This window comes from Acuticoccus yangtzensis (assembly GCF_001927245.1).
GTDB lineage: Bacteria > Pseudomonadota > Alphaproteobacteria > Rhizobiales > Amorphaceae > Acuticoccus > Acuticoccus yangtzensis.
The window spans coordinates 1198845-1216512 of sequence record NZ_MJUX01000001.1 but is presented as its reverse complement, the minus strand read 5'-3'; the positions used below and the strand labels follow the sequence as shown (position 1 = coordinate 1216512).

Genomic DNA, 17668 nt, shown 5'->3' with positions numbered 1-17668 from the left:
GGAGTCGCGGGGCCCACGCGCCGCCGCCATCTGGTATGGCCAAACCCGACAGCGTCAGGGCTGGGCACGCCGTTGACGACGGCGGCATCAGCCCGTTCGTCGTTGGGCTATTCACCAGACCGTCGGGTGCGTTCGCCGGTCGATGGTTCGGTGGTCCGACGGAGTGCGTCGTAGGACGGGTTCGTGGTCCGATGGCGAGCGGGCTTTAACCGGCAGCAGTTGGCCAATGGTTAACCGCGGGGCCGTCGGCGTGGATCGCCGGAGCGTGGCCCTGACGGAACGGCAGCGGGCCGGCGGTCTGACTCCTCGGCGCGGGCGCGCGAGCGACCGCGAGGCCGTATGACATTCAGCCGGGAAACCGGCAGCCGGGCGCGCACCAGCGGCGTCGACCGGCACACCGGGCCGCCTGACGCGGGTCCGTGGAAGAACAGGCCGGTCTGCCGGCTTCGATCCGCCGGCGACCGCCGGACTGTGATCAGCCGGCCTGCGCCGGTAGGGGACGCCGGGTGACCGGCATGAGAATGGACCGGCTTGGCCGGACGAATTGAACCGGCCTGGCCGGACAGATGAAGTGGCCGGTCGCACCGGCAGGAGGCAAAGTGGCTCGTATCGCTGGCGTCAACATCCCGACGAACAAGCGCGTCCTCATCGCGCTGCAGTATATTCACGGCATTGGCCCCTCGATGGCCAAGGAAATCATCGAGAAGACCAACATCGCGGCCGAGCGCCGGGTGAACGAGCTGTCGGACGCCGAAGTCCTGATGGTTCGTGAGGTCATCGACCGCGACTACATCGTCGAGGGCGACCTGCGCCGCGAGACCGCGATGAACATCAAGCGTCTCATGGACCTCGGTTGCTATCGCGGCCTGCGTCACCGTCGCGGCCTTCCGGTCCGTGGCCAGCGCACGCACACCAACGCGCGCACCCGCAAGGGCCCCGCGAAGCCGATCGCCGGCAAGAAGAAGTAACGCCCGGCCTGGCGGCTGGGGAGTGGCCCGTTCAGCGGGCCGATCACATCATCATTAGAGGGTATTGATGGCGAAGGAAGCCACGCGCGTTCGGCGCAGGGAGCGGAAGAACATCACGTCGGGCATCGCCCATGTGAACGCCTCCTTCAACAACACGAAGATCACCATCACCGACGCGCAGGGCAACGCGATTTCGTGGTCCTCCTCCGGTGCGATGGGCTTCAAGGGGTCGCGTAAGTCCACCCCCTACGCGGCCCAGGTTGCCGCCGAAGACGCCGCCAAGAAGGCCTCCGAGCACGGCATGCGCACCCTCGAAGTCGAGGTGACGGGTCCGGGTTCGGGCCGCGAGTCGGCGCTGCGTGCGCTGCAGGCCGCGGGCTTCACCATCACGTCCATCCGCGACGTGACGCCGATCCCGCACAATGGCTGCCGTCCGCCGAAGCGTCGCCGCGTCTAACCTCCAAGGTACCCGCGCGCCCATACGGGGCGCGCATCCGGGCTGCGCCGCCATCCGGGCGAGCGCGCCACTGGCCCGCGGGCCGTCCCCCGCGGGCGCTCCGGGCGACGCCCCACGTGATCGAAAGGCATAAATGGTGACGACCAACCAGAAGAACTGGCAGGAGCTGATCCGCCCGAACAAGCTCGAGGTCACGCCCGGCTACGATCCCAAGCGCATCGGCACCGTCGTCGCCGAGCCGCTCGAGCGCGGTTTCGGCCTGACGCTGGGCAATGCGCTGCGCCGGGTGCTTCTGTCCTCGCTGCAGGGTGCTGCGGTGACCTCCGTCCAGATCGACGGCGTTCTGCACGAATTCTCGTCCATGAACGGCGTGCGTGAGGATGTGACAGACATCATCCTCAACATCAAGGAGATCGCGGTGCGCATGTCGGGCGAGGGCCCGAAGCGCATGGTCCTGCGCAAGCAGGGGCCGGGCGCCGTCACCGCGGGCGACATTCAGACCGTCGGCGACGTGTCGATCCTGAACCCCGACCACGTCATCTGCACCCTCGACGAGGGCGCGGACGTGCGGATGGAGTTCTCGGTCAACACCGGCAAGGGCTATGTCCCGGCCGACCGCAACCGCCCGGAAGACGCGGCGATCGGCCTCATCCCGGTCGATTCGCTCTATTCGCCGGTGAAGAAGGTCTCCTACCGCGTCGAGAACACCCGCGAGGGCCAGGATCTCGACAAGGACAAGCTGTCCATGCAGATCGAGACCGACGGGTCCATCTCGCCGGAGGACGCGGTCGCCTACGCCGCGCGCATCCTGCAGGACCAGCTGGCGATCTTCGTGAACTTCGAGGAGCCGCAGAAGCCGGAAGTCGCCGATGAGGTGCCCGAGCTCGCCTTCAACCCGGCGCTGCTCAAGAAGGTCGACGAGCTGGAACTCTCCGTCCGCTCGGCGAACTGCCTCAAGAACGACAACATCGTCTATATCGGCGACCTCATCCAGAAGTCCGAGGCGGAAATGCTCCGCACCCCGAACTTCGGCCGCAAGTCGCTGAACGAGATCAAAGAGGTTCTGGCCCAGATGGGTCTGCACCTCGGCATGGAAGTCGCCAACTGGCCGCCCGACAACATCGAGGAGCTGGCCAAGCGGTACGAGGACCATCACTACTGAGATCGAAGGCCGGGGCTGACGCCTCGGCCTTCCTTCTAGGCCCCCCATCCGGGGCCTCGCGCGAACGCCGGAGCGCCCGGCACCCACCTTCGACATTGGAGAGACGCCATGCGTCACAAGAAGACACACCGCAAGCTCGGCCGTGACAGCGCCCACCGGATGGCGATGATGGCCAACCAGGCCGTCTCGCTGATCGAGCACGAGCAGATCGTGACGACTTTGCCGAAGGCGAAGGAGCTGCGCCCCTACGTCGAGAAGCTGGTGACGCTGGGCAAGCGCGGCGACCTGCACGCCCGCCGTCAGGCTCTCTCCAAGACCCGCTCCGAGGCCGCCGTGCGCAAGCTGTTCGGCACGATCGGCCCGCGTTACAAGGACCGCAACGGCGGTTACACGCGCATCCTGAAGGCCGGCTTCCGCTACGGCGACAATGCCGCCATCGCCGTCATCGAGTTCGTCGACCGTGACGCCGACGCGAAGGGCGCCGCCGATGCCGCCCGCGTCCAGGCCGAAGAGGCGCTGGTCGGCGCGAACTGAGCCACCCGCTCGGTGCGAGATCCAAAGCCGTCCGCCTCGCGCGGGCGGCTTTTTTTGTGCCTGCTGTCGGGGAGCGCGGCGGTGATGCGCTACGGCTTTGCCGCTCCGGGCGACGGGCCGCCGGCCCCCTGCCTGGGATCGTGATGTCGGCGCGGGGGGCGCGGCTCGGCTACGGTGACAGGCGCCGCGCCACCGCCACGATGTGCGGCGGGGCCGGTCAGGGCGCCTTTGCGGAGACGAAATGGAGGCACGCGGGGACGGCGATGGCGTCACCCCGGCGGAAGGGCGCGAAGGCGGCGGCGATCGCCTGCTGGATCGCGGCGACGTCCTCGTCCGTCCCGTCGTAGCTGCGCAGGATGCGGGAGGCGGGCCCGACATTGACCGACAGCGCCACGGCATCGGCGAAGGACGGGTGGTGGAGGTCGACGGTCGCCGTGTCGATGCCGATGGCGCCGAACCCGGCCGCGGTCAGAATCTCTTCGACATAGGCCGGCTCCTCGAAAGCCATGGGACCGGGCTCACGCGGGGCGTCGGGCGGGACGGCGCCGAGCCGGTCCACCGCGGCGGCGCGCGGTATGGCGAACCACGGGTTCGGCTGAAGCCCGGCCCACGTGGCGAAGACGAGCGGCGCACCGGGCCGCATGGCGGCGCGGATGTTGGCGAACGCTGCGACGGGGTCGGCGAAGAACATGACGCCGAAGCGCGAGACGACCGCGTCGATCGGCGAAGCGAAGGCGTGCGACTGCGCGTCCGCCTCGATGAAGGCGGCGTTGGAGAGGCCCGCGGCGTCGGCCCGTGCGCGGGCGCGGGTGAGGAGGGGCACCGACAGGTCCACGCCAGTCACGCTGGCGACGCGGGGGGCGAGCGTGAGGGCAAGGTCGCCCGCACCGCAGCCGATGTCGACGACGTTCATGCCGGGGGTGGGGGAAAGGAGCGTCACGAGGCGGGCGGTGATGGCGGTGAAAAGCCCGTCCAGCTCCTCCTGGTATCGCACCCATTTGTCGCCCGCCGGCGAGTTCCAGAAGGTGCGCTGGTCGGAATTGGGGTCGGCGTTCGGGTCGTTGGCAGGATCGTTAGGGGCGGCGCCGGGGCCGGCTGGCGGGGTGCTCGTCATGTCGTCTCCGCAAGGTCGTCGTCCACGCCGGTTCCCGGTCGGCGAACCCTTACGGGGCCGTGACTTCGCCGGGCGACCGTTTCCGGGCGAGCGTAGACCCGCGCGCGCGAGCCGCAAAAAGAAAAAGGCCGCGCAGTGCGCGGCCTTTCCCATATCGGTCCGATGTGCAGACAATGGACGGACTTCCGCGGAAGTCCATGCCGCCTGTCCGATGGCCCGTGGGCCATCGGCCATCCTTAGATAATGGGCGGCTTGAATGGACTTCTTAGAAGTCCATGCCGCCCATGCCGCCCATGCCGCCGCCCGGCATCGCGGGGGCGCCGGAGTCCTTCTTCGGAGCCTCGGCAACCATGGCCTCGGTCGTCACGAGCAGGGAGGCGATCGACGCGGCGTCCTGGAGGGCGTGGCGAACCACCTTCTTCGGGTCGATGATGCCCTTCTCGATCATGTTGCCGTACTCTTCCGTCTGGGCGTCGAAGCCGTAGTCGGAATGGTCGTTCTCGAGGATCTTGCCGACGACGATGGAGCCTTCGACACCAGCGTTCTCGGAGATCTGACGCACCGGGGCCTCAAGGGCACGCAGCACGATCTTGATGCCGGCGGCCACGTCCGGGTTCTCGGAAGAGACCTCGGAGACGGCCTTCTTGGCGCGCAGGAGAGCGACGCCGCCGCCGGGGACAATGCCTTCTTCCACGGCCGCGCGGGTCGCGTTCAGGGCGTCGTCGACGCGGTCCTTCTTCTCCTTCACTTCGACTTCCGTCGCGCCGCCGACGCGGATCACCGCGACGCCGCCCGCGAGCTTCGCGAGACGCTCCTGGAGCTTCTCACGGTCGTAGTCGGAGGTGGTCTCTTCGATCTGCTGCTTGATCTGAGCGACGCGACCCTTGATGTCGTCCTGCTCGCCAGCACCGTCGACGATGGTGGTCTCGTCCTTGTTGATCGTGACCTTCTTCGCGCGGCCGAGCATCTCGATGGAGACGGACTCCAGCTTGATGCCGAGGTCTTCGGAGACGACCTGGCCGGCGGTGAGGATCGCGATGTCCTGCAGCATGGCCTTGCGACGGTCGCCGAAGCCCGGCGCCTTCACGGCCGCGACCTTCAGGCCGCCGCGCAGCTTGTTGACGACGAGCGTGGCCAGAGCCTCGCCCTCGACGTCCTCGGCGATGATGAGGAGCGGACGGCCGGACTGGACGACGGCTTCGAGGATCGGAAGCATCGCCTGGAGGTTGGAGAGCTTCTTCTCGAAGATGAGGATGTACGGATCTTCGAGTTCCGTGGTCATCTTCTCGGCGTTGGTCACGAAGTACGGCGAGATGTAGCCGCGATCGAACTGCATGCCTTCGACGACTTCGAGCTCGGTCTCGAGAGACTTCGCCTCTTCGACGGTGATGACACCCTCGTTGCCGACCTTCTGCATGGCCTCGGCGATCATCGCGCCGACTTCCTTGTCGCCATTGGCAGAGATCGTGCCGACCTGCGCCACCTCGTCGGAGGTGTTGATCGTGCGGGCGCGGGCGTCGAGGTCCTTGATGGCCGCGGTGACGGCGAGGTCGATGCCGCGCTTCAGGTCCATCGGGTTCATGCCGGCGGCGACGGCCTTGGCGCCTTCGCGGACGATCGACTGGGCGAGAACGGTCGCGGTGGTGGTGCCGTCACCGGCGAGGTCGTTGGTCTTCGAGGCGACCTCGCGGACCATCTGCGCGCCCATGTTCTCGAACTTGTCCTCAAGCTCGATCTCTTTGGCGACGGAGACGCCGTCCTTCGTGATGCGCGGCGCGCCGAAGGACTTCTCGATCACGACGTTGCGACCCTTCGGGCCGAGCGTCACCTTCACGGCGTTGGCGAGGATGTCGACACCGCGGAGCATCTTGTCGCGCGCGTCGGAGGAGAACTTTACTTCTTTAGCAGCCATGTTGGGCTCCCTTTGAATTCTTCTAGGATGCGCGAATGATTAAGCGGAGACCGCGACGCCTTCGACGACGCCCATGATGTCGCTCTCTTTCATGATGAGGAGGTCCTCACCGTCGAGCTTCACCTCGGTGCCGGACCACTTGCCGAACAGGACGCGGTCGCCGGCCTTCACGTCGAGAGCGACGATTTCGCCCTTCTCGTTGCGGGCGCCGGGGCCGACGGCGACGACTTCGCCTTCCTGCGGCTTCTCTTTGGCGGTATCGGGGATGATGATGCCGCCCTTGGTCTTGGTGTCGGACTCGAGGCGGCGCACGACGACGCGGTCGTGCAGCGGACGGAAGTTCATATCTGTCCTCATGACAATGAGGGCGCGAGGCCCGATCTCTGAGTGCTTCCCGCTTGTTGGCACTCTCTTGAGGTGAGTGCCAAGCGTTGCGCCGGAGATAAGAAAAGCCCTTGTCGGTGTCAACGACGGAACGTGGTCGCCGTCACAATTTTTTCCGCAGCGGTGGAACCATCCGGGCGGCGGCGGCTCACACGGGCGTGATCGCCGCCGACGAGCGGGACATGGGGACGTTCGCCGCGGCGTTCAATGCGCGCCCCCCGTCGACCACGCCCAGCGCCCGGCAACCTTGAGGCGATAGGATCCGGCGACTTTACCCGCTGAACAGGCGTCCCCGATGATCCAGACCAAGCGCCCGGCCGTCAAACGCGGCTTCCTCAACAATCTCGCATTGATGCCGAAGGTGCTGATCGGCTTTGGCTTCGTGATCGCCGCGCAAGCCGCCTTCAGCATCTACTTCTATTTCATGGAAGCCTCGTTCGCGCTGAAGATCAGCACTGAGACGCTGTCGCGCGAAGAGCTTTCGGCGCTGATCGCGCAGGAGATGAACGCGCTTCTGATCGCGATCCCTCTCGTCGCGGCCCTGTGCCTGGGCGTTGCCGCCTATGTCCTTCGCGGGACGTTGGTTCCGCTCCAGGCTCTGGCGATGGCTCTGGAGAAGCTGGGCGACGCGGACACCCATTTCGTCGTGCGCCAGAACAACGGCAAGGACGCGATGGGGCGCATGTGGACCGCCGTCGGCAAGGTGCGGGCGCGCACGGAGCATGCCTTCTCGCGCGAGCAGATGATCGAGCAGTTCCCCGTTCCGGTGATGGTGGCCGACCCGAACAACGAGTTCCGGATCAATTACGTCAACCGAGCGGCCTGTAATGCGCTGGAGGCGATATCCGGCGATCTGCCGTGCCGGCCGGACGAGATCGTGGGCAAGTCGGTCGACCTCTTCCACAAGCATCCGACGATGCAGCACAAGATCCTGGGCGATCCCAACCGGCTGCCTTGGAACGCGCAGGTGAGCCTGAACGGGCGCGAGCACCTCGACCTGCGCGTGTCGCCGCTGTTCGACACCAACCGCAATTATATCGGCGCGATGCTGGTGTGGCGGAACATCACCTTCCAGGTGAAGAGCACGAAGATGTTCGAGGAGAACGTCGAGAAGACGATCGGCGAGCTGGGCGCGGCGAGCTCGTCGATGCAGACCGAGCTCGCCTCGGTGCAGACCCTCGTCGCCAAGATGCGCGAGAAGCTGGCCGAGGGGACGACCGCGACCGGCGACGCGACGGCGAGCGTGCAGACCGTGGCCCGTGCCGCCGACGACCTCAGCGCGCTGGTCACGTCCATTTCCAGCCGGGTGATCGACGCCAACGCGCAAGCGACGAACACCAACCAGAAGGTTTCGCACGTGGTGGAGATGTCGCACCGCCTGGCGGCCGACAGCGAGGCGATCAACGAGGTGGTGGAGACTATCGCCAGCATCGCCAACCAGACCAATCTCCTGGCGCTGAACGCGACGATCGAGGCGGCCCGCGCGGGCGAGGTGGGCAAGGGTTTCGCGGTCGTTGCGCAGGAGGTGAAGAACCTCGCCATGCAGACCGCGAAGGCGACGGACGAGGTCTCGCAGCAGATCGGCAAGCTGCAGGGCCAGGTGCGCAACGTCGCGGACGGCATTTCGAGCGTGTCGACGGTGATGGAGGAGATGGGCGGGCTCTTCGCCAGCATCGTCGACTCCACGGAGGAGCAGAAGGCGGCGACCTCGGCGATTTCGGCGAACGCCCAGCAGGCGGCGCGCGGGGCCGACACCGCGGCGCGGACCATCTCGGCGGTGGAGGCCTTCTCGGCGGACAACTTGGAGGCGACGGCGGTGCTTTCGTCCGCGGCGCGCCGTGTCGTGGAGGCGAACGACAACCTGTCGGTCCAGTCGAAAGAGGTGGTGAAGGCGCTGCAGGCGAAGGACGCGTCCTGATCCTTACGCCGCACGCTTCCCGGCGACCCGCAGCGCCGTGCCCCACCGGGCACGGCGCTTTCTTTTGCCCGCGGGGCGGAGCGTTGCCAGCGGACCATTGCGACGGGCGCCACCTACCGCGGGCGCGCCCGCGCGGGGGGGGCCTGCGGCGGGAGCGCCTGCGACGGGACAACCATCCGGGATGACCCTGCGACGGGATGGGCGCTGCGGCGCCGGCAGGTGCGGACCTCCGGCATCGCCACGGCTGGCGGTGATATCGCACCAGCATGCGGGCGGTTCCTTGGTCGGCCGCCGCGCAAACTGCTCCGGCCGCGGGCGCCCTGAGGGACGCCGCGCCAGATGTGTGAGGACCGCAAGGGGAGGGGTGAGGGCGCCCGTCACCGAGATCGCCCGGCGTGAAAGGGGGGGCGGAGGAGGGGCGAGAAGGATTGCGAGGGGGGAGGCAGCAGCGAAGGCGCAGGCGGAGCGGAACGAGGCTCCATGTGGCGCCAAAAAAAAACAGCGCCGGGTGCAGAGGGCCTTCAGGCTCCACCGCACCTCGGCGCTGTCAGATCAGCATGTTCCCGCGGAGGGGCCGGAGATCATCCGCGTCATCGCTTCGCGCAGCACAGCGTCGTCCACGGGCTTGGACAGGACCTGTGCGCCGGAATAGGAGCCGCTCAGCTCCTCCCGCAGCCCATGGCCGGTGTGGAAGATGATCGGCACATGGCGCTCTTGCAGGATGTTGGCGACCGGGAACACCTCGCCGCCGATGATCGCCACGTCGAGCAGCGCCAGATCCAGCGTTTCGGTTCGCGCCGCCTCGATCGCCTCGTTGAGGCGCGCGATGGGGCCGATGACCTCGAACCCCATGTCGATCTCGAGCATCATCTTCAGCGTGAGCGCGATCAGCGCCTCGTCCTCCACCAGGAGAACGCGGGGGGTACGGTTAGACATAGGTCTGTACGGCTTTGGAATGGTGTAGATTTCGGCGTTCATGGCGCGAGGCTCCTGGGCGGCGGGCGGACGCGGACACCGGCCCGCCTTGGGTGGACTGCTGAGCGGCTTCGAAGCTCAGTGACAGGCGGATACCGTCCGGCCCGTCGCCACGGGTGAGAATGGCGCCCATCTGGGCGGTCGACATGTCGATGAGATCGGTGCCGAATCCGCGACGGACCGCCCCAGGCGCCACGGGCGCGAAGTGTGGCGAATGTTCATCCCAGACCAGCCGGACGACGGGCACCCCGTCGTCGGTGACGGCGCTCCAGCGGATGGACACGTAACCGTCGCCCGTCTTCCACGCCCCGTATTTCAAGGCATTGGTGGCGAGCTCGTTCAGGATCAGGCCCATCGGCGTGATCTTGCTCTGCGGTAGCCACAGCTCCGCACCGTCGAGCCGCAGAGCGGCTCGGTCGGCCGGATAGGGCGTGAGGACGGCCTCGAGAATTTCTCCCACGGGGCCGCCGTCCTGCATCTCGTAGCCGAGGCTGACGACGTGAGCGGCCGCGAGCGCGGTGATGCGTTGATCGAGGTCGCGCACCAGCGGCGGGACCTCGGTCTTGTCCATCGCCGACAGCTTCACCAGCGAGCGGATCACCGCGAACAGATTTTTGACGCGGTGATTGAGCTCGCGCGTCATCGCCCTCTGGCGCTGGCGCAGCTCCACCTTCGCCGTCACGTCGTGATCGACCTGCAGGATCAGCGTGTCGTCACCGTGGGCGGCGATGCGTTGCAGGTGCGAGGACGTGTGCACCACGCTGCCGTCGCGGTGGCGCCAGGTGATGTCGCCGGCCCAGCTCTCGCCCTCTTCGATCGCCTCGATGATGTCGTCGACTGGCTCGGAGAAGTCGGCGCCGAAGGTCTCGTGCGGTATGCGGCCGATCATCTCCTCGGCGGTGCAGCCGAACATGCGGCGGGCGCCTTCGTTCCAGCGCCGGACGCCGTGGAGCGGACTCCACACGCTGATCGCGTCGCTGGAGCGTTCGAGAAGCTCGGCCATCTTCTCCGACAGCTCGTCCTCGCGCGGGTCGCTCAGCACGTCGTGGGTGCCGGACATGCGGGAGGGGACGCCGTCTTCGACCAGCGCGACACCGCGGGTCCGCAGGCGCAACGTCGCTCCGTCCGCGGTCCGGCAGCGCACGACGACGTTGAAGGCTTGGGTGGTGTCCCTCAGGTGCGCGTCGAGCGCTTCGTGAAAGCGGATCACGTCCTCGTCGTAGAGGAGGTCGATCCACTCGTGCATCTTGTGGGCTTTGTCGCCGGGATCGAACCCGAGAACCCGCCAGAATCCGGGGCTGAAATAGCAGTGCTCACGGTCGACCAGGTCCCAGAACCAAAGACCGTCGATCAGCGCGCCGAGGCGGATCATCACTCCGAAGACACTGCTTCGTCGTGCCAGCTCGGATTCGCGCGCCAGGTAATGGTCGCCGGGATCGGCGGGCTCGGCCGCGGTTGTTCCGCCCTCAGCCGTGGTCGAGGAGCAATCGTTTGTTGCGGTGTTGCCGATCATGGACGGAACTCACGTCGATTTCCTGTCCAAACTATCGGCCGAGGCTTGCGCGATGCTGTCGCATGAAAGCGCATGCTTATGTAGGAAAAGTCGGAAAACTTATTGGCAAGGCCGCCCGAGCGGGATCAGCAGGCCCGATTCCGGAGAGGGAGCGGGCGCCGCGGTGATGGTCAGTTGGCGAAGCTGAGGGGAAGAACGATCATCGTCGGGCGGCGCGGCAGGGTGTTGAGGGAGACGCGCAGAACGGGCTCGCTCTGCATGACCACCTCCATCCCGTCAGAGCGGGTGCGGGTCAGGAAGTCGGCCAGCGTGTAGGATCCGAACCAGTGCATCGGAATGGCGATCGACGCGCGAAGGCGCGAGACCACCTCCATCATCGTTTCCTGATTCATGGTGTAGCTGCCGTCGACGGGGACGAAAACCACGTCGAGCCGGCCGATCTCGGCGATCTGCCCGTCCGAAAGAGGCTGGTGCAGGTGGCCGAGATGGCCGAGGCACAGCCCCTGGATCTCGAAGATGAAGATGGAGTTGCCGTCCGGCTCCACCCCGGCATAGCTGCGAATGTCGGTGGTGACGTTGCGAACCAGAACCTCGCCGACTTCCACCATGTGATCGGCCGGCGCGCCGTTGGTGCCCCATCCCTGAAGGACGTGCGGGATCGCGGGATCGGGGAAATTTGTAAAATGGCTGGTGTGGGCGTGGTTCATCGTCACCACGTCCGGGACAGGGCCGGCCCCTGCGGCTCCGGCATAGTCGGTGGCGATGGTGGTGCCGTCGGGCGCGGTGATGCGAAAGGTGGAGTGTCCGATATAGCGGATTTCGACCGCGTACTCGTCGGACGGGCTCTCGCTGGCGACGGTGATCACGCGCGCGTTCGGAAAGGCGCTGGCGATGGCCTGGCAGTTCGAGAATTGCGCGGCCGCAGGAACGGACGAGAGGGCGAGGCTGGCCGTCAACGCGGCGAGCATCGTGCGAAAGGGACGGGGGACCATAGCGCCTCCTCGGACTTCGCGGGGCCGGCGATCAGAACGCGCGGCACGGCACGTATAGTACCGACTGCGGGCGTGATGTCCCGGTCAAAGCGAGGCGCTGGGTTGGGGCGGAATGTCTCACGCGGCGTGTGCGCCGGCGGAGGCCTCGATCGGCGTGCGGCGCGGGGAGGGCGCGGGATGCGCAGGCCGCGGGCCGGATGTCGCCGGTCGGCCGTGCGATGGGCGGCGCGTCGAAGCGTGCTCGCACGGCGGCGAAGGGTTCAGAGGGTGGCGTCTTCTGCCATGGAAGCCGTCTTCTGCCAGGGAAGCGAAGTGCAGCTTTGCCGGACTGTCAGACGGCGCCGTCGCCGTCACGCGGCAGGTGGTGCCCCAAGGCGCCCGCGCCGGGGCGGGCGGCCGGTGGCTGGCCGGGCAGGTCAGACCGGCCGCGGTCCGCCGCGCGAGACGCCGCGCGTCACACTCGGATTGGAGGCGACGAGGGACAGGACCGGCGTGGTCGTTTCCTCGCACGGGACGGGGCGTTCCATCTCGCACGCTTGCCTGTCGCCGATGAAGGCGTAGCCGGCGAAGCGCTTCGCGTCGATCACGTCGTAGCCGAGGCGCGTGCGCAGCTTCTTGCGCAACTTGGAGATGTGGCCTTCGATCACCGTCTCGTCCACGTTCTCGTTGAAGAGGCCGTAGATGGCGTTGAAGAGTTGGGTCTTGGTGATCCGCCGCCGGCGGTTCTTCACCAGATATTCCAGGATCTGCCGCTCGCGCCGGGGGAGTTCGACCGAGGTATCGTCGATGGTCGGGTCGCGGCTGTCGAAGTAGACGGTGAGGCGACCGAACTGGGCTTCCTCGCGAGAGTCGCTCGACCGACGCCAGATGGCGTTGGCACGGGCCACAAGCTCGCGCACCGGCGCCGGCTTCTTGACGACATCGTCCACGCCCACGTTGAAGAGTTCGAGCGTTTCTTCAAGGCCGCTCTCTTCCTTGAGGGCGATGATCGGCGTCTTGGCACGGCTGCGCACCAGGGCGGGGACATTATAACGGTCCTCGGTGGCGCCGAGAATGACCGCTTGGATGGCGGCGGTATCCGCGTCGGAGATCGAGTGCAGCCAGTCGGCAAACTCCGTCCCCGCAAAGGTGGTGCAAGCCAGACCTTCGCGTTCGAAGCCAGACTTATAGCCGTTGGCCACGACCTCACGCGAATCGATAACAATATACATACCGTACGTGCCTTCCATGTTTGAGCGTGAGCGTTTCGTGGTCGGGGGGTCGTTGGAGGAGACCTCTATGACCCGACCTCTTTGTACAACCAATACGCGAGGGCTGCGACCGCGCAACCGAGAAGACAACTTTATCGGGAAGAGGGCGGTTGTGTCTCAATGTGGGAGATTGTTCGACAATCTCCCGAAGGCTCGACCGCCCACACTGAAATCGTAACGGCGTGCTCTGATTTCGCCGTGTTTATGCCGGTTGGAAGACCGACTCGATTTTCCCCTTCAAAGTCTGCGCATTAAAGGGTTTGACGATGTAGTTGTTCACACCGGCCTTCTTCGCCGCGACCACGTTCTCGGACTTCGCCTCGGCGGTGACCATGATGAACGGCAGCTCTGCGGTTTCGGGATTGGCGCGGACCTGCTTGAGGAGTTCGTAGCCGGTCATCGGCTCCATATTCCAGTCGGAGATGACCAAACCGTAGGTTTTGCCTTTGATCTTTTCCAAGGCTTCACTGCCGTCCGACGCATCGTCCACGTCCGTGAACCCGATCTGACGCAGGAGGTTCTTAATAATACGAACCATTGTCTTGTAGTCGTCGACCACGAGGACAGGCATCGTTAAGTCAAGGGACATCGATTGCTCCGCGATGTTGCACGCCCGGTTCGAGCGAATGTTCGGCCATTTGGGTCTAAGCTGATACGCTTGCGCCGAGCTTTGGTCGAACCTTGCCCGACACTCGCCACACCCACCCGCGCTCGGTTGAAAATGCACGGTAAGCGTGTATTCTCGGACCGTGCGTCAACGGAGTCATTTGAACATGGCAAGACCATTCCGGGTCGAGATCGCAGAAGCACGGCGTCTTGCCGAAACTTCGCCTATGACCCACCAGGTGGAAACAATCCTGAAGGAGCTTCACACCGCCCGCGGCAAAGCCGGCGGCGATCCCGCAGCTCCCGTGGACAATGCGATCGCATTGTGGAGCGGCGTCGACGACATCCAAAAGCGGATCGACGTGACGAAGACCGAGATCGGCGCGCTCTACGCCCGCAACGCGGGGGAGCAATCCAACGCCCGCGCGGCGGACGAGCTGAGGGCCGTGGTCGAGGGCACCGAGATGGCGACGGACACCATCCTCGCCGCCGCCGAGGCGATCGACACCACCGTCGCCGCCATCATGCAGGATGCGGACGACGAATTGAGGGAGCGTGCACAGGCCATCGGCGACAGCGTCATTCAGATCTTCGAGGCCTGCAACTTCCAGGACATCACCGGACAGCGCATCTCCAAGGTGGTGGAGTCGCTGGCCTTCATCGAAGAGCGCATCGCCTCCATGGTGGATGTGTGGAAGGCGCAAGAGCTGACCGCGCCCGTGCAGGAGAAGAAAGAGCGGACCGACAAGGACCTGCTCAACGGTCCCGCTCTCGAAGGTGACTATGGCATCGTCAACCAGGACGACGTGGACGCCCTCTTCGGCTGACCCCGCCGACCGGATCGACGAAGCGCCGGCCGCGCGGGTCCGCCTGAGAGCAGCCGGGCCGGACCTCGCCCTTCACGTGATGCGCAAGCGCAGCCGATGTGAAGGCGGCCCCGGGGATTCACCCGCCGCAATCCGCCGATGAACATCCGAACAGCGCCGCATTTCGCGGCGCTGTTCGCGTTTGTGGGGCTGTTCGCGTTTGTGGGGCTGTTCGCGTTTGTGGGGCTGTTCGCGTTTGTGGGGCTGTTCGCGTTTGTAAGGAGAGGTCAGAGGCGCGGGCGGCGGCGACACGGCACGACCGTGAGGCGGCGCTCCGGCGTCATGGGAGCCAGGTCATCGGCCGGTAGCCCGGAAGCGCGGCCACCCGCTCCACCCACCGCGCAACGCCCGGTGTCTCGCCGAGGTCGAACCCGCCCTCGGCCGCCACATGGGTGTAGGCGTAAAGGGCGATGTCGGCGAGGCTCGGCGCGTCGCCGACCAACCATTCATGGGCGGCAAGCCGCAGCTCCATGACGCCGAGCGCCTTGCGGCCGCCCTCCAACGTGGCGGCCATCCGCTCCGGCGTCGCCGCGGCGGCGAGCGCCGGATAGACGGTGAGGGAGCGGCGCACCGCCACGTGCGGCTCGTGGCTATATTGCTCGAAGAACATCCACGCCAGCATCTCGGCGTGGGCGAAGCGATCCTGCGGCACGAACGCCGTCCCATCGCCGAGATAGGTGAGGATCGCGTTGGATTCGGGCAGCGCGCGCCCGTCGTCCAGCTGGAGCACGGGCACCTTGCCGAGCGGCGCCATGGCCCTGAACGCGGGCCGCGCGGTGCCGCCGTCGAGGAAAGATACCTCGTTGTGGCGAAATGGCAGCCCGATCAGCGCCGCCAAGAGCCGTGGTTTGTAGCAGTTCCCCGAGTCCGCCATCCCGTGGATCGTGATCATCCGCACCCTCTCCGGTTCCGGCCGAGCGTGGCGCGGTGCGGTTCCGGTATCAAATTCAAAGTTGTGCGGTTGGGCGATCGGTGGCGGTGATGGGCTGCGTGATGGGCGCGGGCCTCTGCCTCAGAAGATTTCCATCTTCACCGAGGCGACGCCGGCGTTCACCATGCCGATCTTCTCGGCGGCGGCGCGCGACAGATCGATGGAGCGCTTGCCGTGATAGGGACCGCGATCGTTGATGCGCACGGTCACCGAGCGCCCGTTCTTCGGGTTGGTGACCTTGACGCGGGTGCCGAAGGGCAGGGTGCGGTGGGCGGCGGTGAGCGCGTTCATGTTGAAGCGCTCGCCATTGGCGGTGCGGCGGCCGTGGAAGCGCTTGCCGTAGTAGGATGCGACACCATTCTTGACGGTGCCGGCGTCCGCCGGAGCTGCGAGAGGCAGAGAGGTCGCGATAAAAAGGGCGGCAACAGCCGTCGCAAGGGCGGACCTGGCGTGGAGCATGTTCGGGATCCTGTCATCGGATGCGCCGGGGGCGCGATTGCAACCTCCCGGCGAAAATGCGGCGCGTGGCGCCTGCCCGGCCCTGTTAGTGTCCAGGGGCGGACCCGAAAACCCCAAAACCGAAAAATGCGTAAAATTGTTGCGATCGTCGTCCACAGGCTCAACTTTTGCTGTGGGTGGGCGTTGCCTTTTTGCCGCAGTCGCGGCGGGCCGGGATTGACTTCCGGTGCCTTGGCTCCGGCCGGGCCATAAAAAATGGCGGCCGAAGCCGCCATCGTCACGTTTTCTCAGTTTAGACCGGCCGTATCGAGGCCGCTCAGAGACCTGTTCTGCTATGGGTCAGGCGACGGCGGATGTGCGGGCCAGGGCGCACTGCGACCATAGGTCGGACAAAGCGTGGCACAGGTGGTCGATATCGGCCTCGGTATGGACCGGGGAGGGGGTGATGCGCAGCCGCTCCGTCCCCTTCGGCACGGTGGGATAGTTGATCGGCTGGACGTAGACGCCGTGCTGGTCGAGCAACAAATCGGAGATCCATTTGCACTTGGCGGCGTCGTTCACCATCACCGGGACGATGTGGCTCGGATTGTCGAGCACGGGGATGCCGATCGCCTTCAGGCGCGCGCGCACGGTGGCGACCACGGCCTGGTGCGCCTCACGCTCGGCCGTCGAGGTCTTCAGATGCTCGATCGACGCGCGGGCACCGGCGGCGACCGCGGGCGGCAGCGCCGTGGTGAAGATGAAGCCGGACGCGAAGGAGCGGACGAAGTCGCACAAGGCGCGCGAGGCGGCGATGTACCCGCCGACGACGCCGAACGCCTTGCCGAGCGTCCCCTCGATGACGGTTAGACGGTCCATCAGGCCGCGCTCTTCGGCGATGCCGCCGCCACGCGGGCCGTAGAGGCCGACCGCGTGAACCTCGTCGAGATAGGTCATGGCGCCGTGCTTGTCGGCGACGTCGCACAGCTCCTCGATCGGCGCGATGTCACCATCCATCGAATAGACGGACTCGAAGGCGACGAGCTTGGGCCGGGACGGGTCGATCTCCGACAGGCGGCGGTCGAGATCTTCGGGATCGTTGTGGGCGAAGATGTGCCGCTCGGCCCGGCTGTGGCGGATGCCCTCGATCATCGAGGCGTGGTTCATCGCATCGGAGAAGACGGCGCAGTTCGGGAGCTTGGCCGCCAACGTACCGAGCGCGGCCCAGTTGGACACGTAGCCGGACGTGAAGAGAAGGGCGGCCGGCTTGCCGTGCAGGTCGGCGAGCGATTTCTCAAGCTCGACATGGTAGTGGTTGGTGCCGGAGATGTTGCGGGTGCCGCCTGCGCCCGCGCCACACTTGTCGATCGCCTCGTGCATCGCCGCCAGCACCTTGGGGTGCTGACCCATGCCGAGATAGTCGTTCGAGCACCACACGGTGACTTCGCTCGGGCCGTTGCCAGTATGATGGCGGGTGGCCCGCGGGAAGGCACCGCGGTGACGTTCCAGATCAGCAAAAACCCGGTAGCGGCCCTCGTTCCTCAGCGAGTCGAGGCTGTCCGCGAAGTGACGCTCGTAATCCATCGTGCCCTCAATCCGAACTGTCATTAGACATATTCTGATGAGCACCCCCTCTGTCCAGCGCTGT

General features: G+C 66.3%; 17 protein-coding genes. 6 read left to right on the top strand and 11 right to left on the bottom strand.

Annotated elements, in window-relative coordinates:
• The first annotated feature begins 599 nt into the window (after window positions 1-599).
• From rpsM to rplQ, 4 genes are all read left to right on the top strand, one after another.
• Complete coding sequence (rpsM, locus tag BIX52_RS05420) at window positions 600-968, top strand: 30S ribosomal protein S13 (RefSeq protein ID WP_075219882.1); 369 nt, start codon at window positions 600-602, stop codon at window positions 966-968.
• Window positions 969-1035: 67 nt separating this feature from the next.
• Window positions 1036-1425, top strand: coding sequence for a 30S ribosomal protein S11 (rpsK, locus tag BIX52_RS05415; protein ID WP_075219881.1), 390 nt, complete (start codon window positions 1036-1038; stop codon window positions 1423-1425).
• Between the two features lie 133 nt (window positions 1426-1558).
• Window positions 1559-2587: a DNA-directed RNA polymerase subunit alpha gene (locus BIX52_RS05410; protein ID WP_075219880.1), complete on the top strand. Its 1029-nt coding sequence runs from the start codon at window positions 1559-1561 to the stop codon at window positions 2585-2587.
• Window positions 2588-2695: 108 nt separating this feature from the next.
• Window positions 2696-3121, top strand: coding sequence for a 50S ribosomal protein L17 (rplQ, locus tag BIX52_RS05405; protein WP_075219879.1), 426 nt, complete (start codon window positions 2696-2698; stop codon window positions 3119-3121).
• 217 nt (window positions 3122-3338) lie between these two features.
• Here rplQ and BIX52_RS05400 read toward each other — a convergent pair whose 3' ends face one another.
• The 3 genes from BIX52_RS05400 to groES form a co-directional block, all read right to left on the bottom strand.
• Entirely contained in the window at window positions 3339-4235 is an 897-nt protein-coding gene (locus BIX52_RS05400) for a class I SAM-dependent methyltransferase (protein ID WP_170126396.1), read from the bottom strand.
• 265 nt (window positions 4236-4500) lie between these two features.
• A complete protein-coding gene (groL, locus tag BIX52_RS05395; RefSeq protein WP_075219878.1) occupies window positions 4501-6147 on the bottom strand; it encodes a chaperonin GroEL in 1647 nt (548 codons plus the stop codon).
• Window positions 6148-6186: 39 nt separating this feature from the next.
• A complete protein-coding gene (gene groES, locus BIX52_RS05390) occupies window positions 6187-6492 on the bottom strand; it encodes a co-chaperone GroES (protein ID WP_075219877.1) in 306 nt (101 codons plus the stop codon).
• 334 nt (window positions 6493-6826) lie between these two features.
• On the opposite strand from groES, the gene BIX52_RS23900 reads away from it, so the two are divergent.
• A complete protein-coding gene (locus tag BIX52_RS23900; RefSeq protein ID WP_075219876.1) occupies window positions 6827-8449 on the top strand; it encodes a methyl-accepting chemotaxis protein in 1623 nt (540 codons plus the stop codon).
• Between the two features lie 552 nt (window positions 8450-9001).
• Here the strand turns inward: BIX52_RS23900 and BIX52_RS05380 are convergent.
• From BIX52_RS05380 to BIX52_RS05360, 5 genes are all read right to left on the bottom strand, one after another.
• Window positions 9002-9385: a response regulator gene (locus BIX52_RS05380; protein ID WP_075219875.1), complete on the bottom strand. Its 384-nt coding sequence runs from the start codon at window positions 9383-9385 to the stop codon at window positions 9002-9004.
• Window positions 9378-10937, bottom strand: a complete 1560-nt coding sequence (locus tag BIX52_RS05375) for a sensor histidine kinase (RefSeq protein WP_075219874.1) — start codon at window positions 10935-10937, stop codon at window positions 9378-9380. Before BIX52_RS05375 ends, BIX52_RS05380 begins: the two co-directional genes overlap by 8 nt.
• A gap of 170 nt (window positions 10938-11107) precedes the next feature.
• Window positions 11108-11929 carry an MBL fold metallo-hydrolase gene (locus tag BIX52_RS05370; protein ID WP_083660021.1) on the bottom strand — a complete coding sequence of 274 codons (822 nt, stop codon included), beginning with the start codon at window positions 11927-11929 and terminating at the stop codon, window positions 11108-11110.
• A 416-nt stretch (window positions 11930-12345) separates the two neighbouring features.
• Entirely contained in the window at window positions 12346-13140 is a 795-nt protein-coding gene (locus BIX52_RS05365; protein WP_075219873.1) for a response regulator transcription factor, read from the bottom strand.
• A 241-nt stretch (window positions 13141-13381) separates the two neighbouring features.
• The gene (locus tag BIX52_RS05360) at window positions 13382-13768 is read right to left on the bottom strand and encodes a response regulator (RefSeq protein ID WP_075219872.1); all 387 of its coding nucleotides are present in this window, start codon (window positions 13766-13768) and stop codon (window positions 13382-13384) included.
• 256 nt (window positions 13769-14024) lie between these two features.
• On the opposite strand from BIX52_RS05360, the gene BIX52_RS05355 reads away from it, so the two are divergent.
• Complete coding sequence (locus tag BIX52_RS05355) at window positions 14025-14612, top strand: protein phosphatase CheZ (RefSeq protein WP_157956197.1); 588 nt, start codon at window positions 14025-14027, stop codon at window positions 14610-14612.
• Window positions 14613-14931: 319 nt separating this feature from the next.
• On the opposite strand, the gene BIX52_RS05350 is transcribed toward BIX52_RS05355, so the two are convergent.
• The 3 genes from BIX52_RS05350 to hemA all read right to left on the bottom strand — a co-directional run bounded on the left by BIX52_RS05350 (window position 14932) and on the right by hemA (window position 17604).
• Window positions 14932-15543: a glutathione S-transferase family protein gene (locus BIX52_RS05350; RefSeq protein ID WP_075219870.1), complete on the bottom strand. Its 612-nt coding sequence runs from the start codon at window positions 15541-15543 to the stop codon at window positions 14932-14934.
• A gap of 120 nt (window positions 15544-15663) precedes the next feature.
• Window positions 15664-16041 carry a septal ring lytic transglycosylase RlpA family protein gene (locus BIX52_RS05345; RefSeq protein WP_083549570.1) on the bottom strand — a complete coding sequence of 126 codons (378 nt, stop codon included), beginning with the start codon at window positions 16039-16041 and terminating at the stop codon, window positions 15664-15666.
• 339 nt (window positions 16042-16380) lie between these two features.
• Window positions 16381-17604: a 5-aminolevulinate synthase gene (hemA, locus tag BIX52_RS05340; protein ID WP_075219869.1), complete on the bottom strand. Its 1224-nt coding sequence runs from the start codon at window positions 17602-17604 to the stop codon at window positions 16381-16383.
• Between the last annotated feature and the right edge of the window lie 64 nt (window positions 17605-17668).

Coding starts and splice junctions, on each gene's coding strand:
- rplQ (WP_075219879.1), top strand. CDS start 2,696: ATGCGTCACAAGAAGACACACCGCAAGCTCGGCCGTGACAGCGCCCAC.
- BIX52_RS05360 (WP_075219872.1), bottom strand. CDS start 13,768: ATGTCCCTTGACTTAACGATGCCTGTCCTCGTGGTCGACGACTACAAG.
- BIX52_RS05345 (WP_083549570.1), bottom strand. CDS start 16,041: ATGCTCCACGCCAGGTCCGCCCTTGCGACGGCTGTTGCCGCCCTTTTT.
- BIX52_RS23900 (WP_075219876.1), top strand. CDS start 6,827: ATGATCCAGACCAAGCGCCCGGCCGTCAAACGCGGCTTCCTCAACAAT.
- rpsK (WP_075219881.1), top strand. CDS start 1,036: ATGGCGAAGGAAGCCACGCGCGTTCGGCGCAGGGAGCGGAAGAACATC.
- BIX52_RS05375 (WP_075219874.1), bottom strand. CDS start 10,937: ATGATCGGCAACACCGCAACAAACGATTGCTCCTCGACCACGGCTGAG.
- groES (WP_075219877.1), bottom strand. CDS start 6,492: ATGAACTTCCGTCCGCTGCACGACCGCGTCGTCGTGCGCCGCCTCGAG.
- groL (WP_075219878.1), bottom strand. CDS start 6,147: ATGGCTGCTAAAGAAGTAAAGTTCTCCTCCGACGCGCGCGACAAGATG.
- BIX52_RS05400 (WP_170126396.1), bottom strand. CDS start 4,235: ATGACGAGCACCCCGCCAGCCGGCCCCGGCGCCGCCCCTAACGATCCT.
- BIX52_RS05410 (WP_075219880.1), top strand. CDS start 1,559: ATGGTGACGACCAACCAGAAGAACTGGCAGGAGCTGATCCGCCCGAAC.
- BIX52_RS05365 (WP_075219873.1), bottom strand. CDS start 13,140: ATGTATATTGTTATCGATTCGCGTGAGGTCGTGGCCAACGGCTATAAG.
- BIX52_RS05350 (WP_075219870.1), bottom strand. CDS start 15,543: ATGATCACGATCCACGGGATGGCGGACTCGGGGAACTGCTACAAACCA.
- hemA (WP_075219869.1), bottom strand. CDS start 17,604: ATGGATTACGAGCGTCACTTCGCGGACAGCCTCGACTCGCTGAGGAAC.
- BIX52_RS05380 (WP_075219875.1), bottom strand. CDS start 9,385: ATGTCTAACCGTACCCCCCGCGTTCTCCTGGTGGAGGACGAGGCGCTG.
- BIX52_RS05370 (WP_083660021.1), bottom strand. CDS start 11,929: ATGGTCCCCCGTCCCTTTCGCACGATGCTCGCCGCGTTGACGGCCAGC.